This is a genomic window from Nonomuraea corallina (genome assembly GCF_027620315.1).
In the GTDB taxonomy this organism is placed as follows: Bacteria; Actinomycetota; Actinomycetes; order Streptosporangiales; family Streptosporangiaceae; genus Nonomuraea; species Nonomuraea corallina.
Window position 1 is genome coordinate 1 of sequence record NZ_JAPNNL010000329.1, and the last position, 2,625, is coordinate 2,625.

Sequence of the window (2,625 nt, forward strand, 5' to 3'; positions counted from 1 at the left end):
GGTTTACGCGGGCAGCATGTACGAGCACTACTCCACCCGATTCCTGCACAAGGCGCCGGAGTCGGTCGAGGGCACCCTGTTCACCTCCAGCGCCTCCAGCGTCCTGGCCGGTCGCGTCTCGTACACCTTCGGGCTGGAGGGCCCGGCGCTCACCATCGACACCGCCTGCTCCTCCTCCCTGGTCGCGGTGCACCTGGCGGTGCAGGCCCTGCGGCGCGGCGAGTGCTCCCTGGCGCTGGCCGGCGGCGTGTCGGTGATGGCGACGCCCGTGCCGTTCATCGAGTTCTCCCGCCAGCGCGCGCTGGCCCCGGACGGCCGGTGCAAGTCCTTCTCCTCCAGCGCCGACGGCGCGGCGTGGTCCGAGGGCGTCGGGGTGCTGGTGCTGGAGCGGCTGTCGCAGGCGCGGCGCAACGGTCACCGCGTCCTCGCGGTGGTGCGCGGTTCGGCGGTCAACCAGGACGGCGCCTCGAACGGGCTGACGGCGCCGAGCGGTCCGGCCCAGGAGCGGGTGATCCGGGCGGCGCTGGCGGACGCGTTGCTGGACACGTGGGACGTGGACGTGGTGGAGGCGCACGGCACCGGGACGACGCTGGGCGACCCGATCGAGGCGCAGGCGTTGCTGGCGACGTACGGGCGTGGGCGTGCCGAGGACCGGCCGGTGTGGCTGGGGTCGCTGAAGTCGAACATCGGGCACACGCAGGCGGCCGCCGGGGTGGCCGGTGTGATCAAGATGGTGCAGGCGCTGGAGCGGCGGGTGCTGCCGCCGACCCTGCATGTGGTGGAGCCGAGTCCGCACGTGGACTGGGCGTCCGGCGGGGTGCGGCTGCTGACGGAGCCGGTGGAGGTCTCGGGCGGGCGGCCGTTGCGGGCGGGGGTGTCGTCGTTCGGGGTCAGCGGGACGAACGCGCATGTGATCGTGGAAGGGGTGGCGGCCGAGCCTGCGGTGGAGGCTCCCGCAGGTGGTGCGGAGGTGCTGGTGTGGCCGGTGTCGGCCAGGTCGGCGGAGTCGCTGCGGGTGCAGGCGGGGCGGCTGCTGGCCTTCGCCCGGGAGGTCGCTGATCGCGATCTGGCCGGTGTGGGCCCGGTGCTGGGCCGGCGGGCCGGGTTCGAGCATCGCGCGGTGGTGGTGGCCGGGGATCGCGCGGGGCTCGTGGAGGGGCTGTCGGCGCTGGCGGAGGGCCGGTCGAGCGCTTCTCTGGTGAGCGGGACGGCGGCTTCGGGGGTCAGGCCGGTGTTCGTGTTCCCCGGTCAGGGTTCGCAGTGGGCGGGCATGGCCGTCGAGCTGCTGGACGCCGACGAGACGTTCCGGGCCGCGCTGCTCCGCTGCGAGGAGGCGCTGCGCCCGCACACCGGCTGGTCGGTCGAGGAGGTGCTGCGCGGCGGGCCCGGCGCCCGCCCCCTGGACGGCACCGACGTCATCCAGCCCGTGCTGTTCGCGGTCATGGTCGCGCTCGCCGAGCTGTGGCGCTCGCTCGGCGTCCAGCCCGCCGCGGTGATCGGCCACTCCCAGGGTGAGATCGCCGCCGCGTGCGTGGCGGGCGCGCTCTCCCTGGAGGACGCCGCCAAGATCGTGGCGTTGCGCAGCCGGGTGCTGACCCGGCTCGGCGGCACCGGCGGCATGCTCGCCGTGGCGCTGCCCGCGGCGCGGGCCCAGGAGCGGATCGAACCGTGGGCGGACCGGCTGTGGGTGGCCGTGCACAGCAGCCCCACCGGCTCGGTGGTGGCGGGCGAGACCGACGCGCTGGAGGAGTTCGCGGCCGCGTGCGGGGACACCGTAAGGGTGCGCCGCATCGCGGTCGACTACGCCTCGCACACCCCGCACGTCGAGGCGCTGAACGACGAGCTGATGGCCGTGCTGGGCGACGTGCTCCCGCGTGCCGCCGACGTCCGCTTCTGCTCCTCCCTCGCCGGCGGGTTCATCGACCCCGCCGAGCTGACCACCCGCTACTGGTACGACAACCTGCGCAATCCCGTACGTTTCGAGCAGGCGATCGGCGCCGCCGGATCCGAGACCTCCCTGTTCGTCGAGGTCAGCCCGCATCCGCTGCTCGGGCCCGACATCGAGGCCATCTGCGAGGCCACCGGCACCCCCGCGGGCGTCTGCCACACGCTGCGCAGGAACGCGGGCGACCGCGCCCGCTTCCTCACGGCGCTGGCCCACGCGTGGGTGCTCGGCGCGCCCGTCTCCTGGAGGGACGCGCTGCCCAGCGCACCGCGCCCCCGCCAGGAGCCCCCGACCTACGCCTTCGCCAGGCGCAGGTTCTGGCTCACCGGCGACCAGATCGGCCCCGTGTCCGGCGCGGGCGTCGACGGCTCCGGCCACCCGCTGCTCGACGCCGTCGTCCCGGTGGCGGGAGACGGCTACGTGCTCACCGGGCGGATCTCGCTGCGCGGCGCCCCCTGGCTGGCCGGCCACGCGGTGGCGGGCCGCGTGCTGCTCCCCGGCGCCGCCTTCGCCGACCTGGCCGTGGAAGCCGGCGTCCAGGCGGGCTGCGCCCGGCTCGACGAACTGGTCATCGAGACCCCGCTCTTCCTGCCCGACCAGGGCGCGGTCACCTTACAGATCACCGTCGACCCCCCGGACGAGGGACGCCGCGCCATCGCCATCCACTCCCGCGCCGCCGC

The 2,625-nt window shown here is 75.0% G+C and carries 1 protein-coding gene; it reads left to right on the forward strand.

The annotated features are described in order from the left end of the window. Positions 1-16: 16 nt before the first annotated feature. Positions 17-2,625: type I polyketide synthase (locus OUY22_RS36440; RefSeq protein WP_270159879.1), on the forward strand; the 2,609-nt coding region annotated here is incomplete at its 3' end.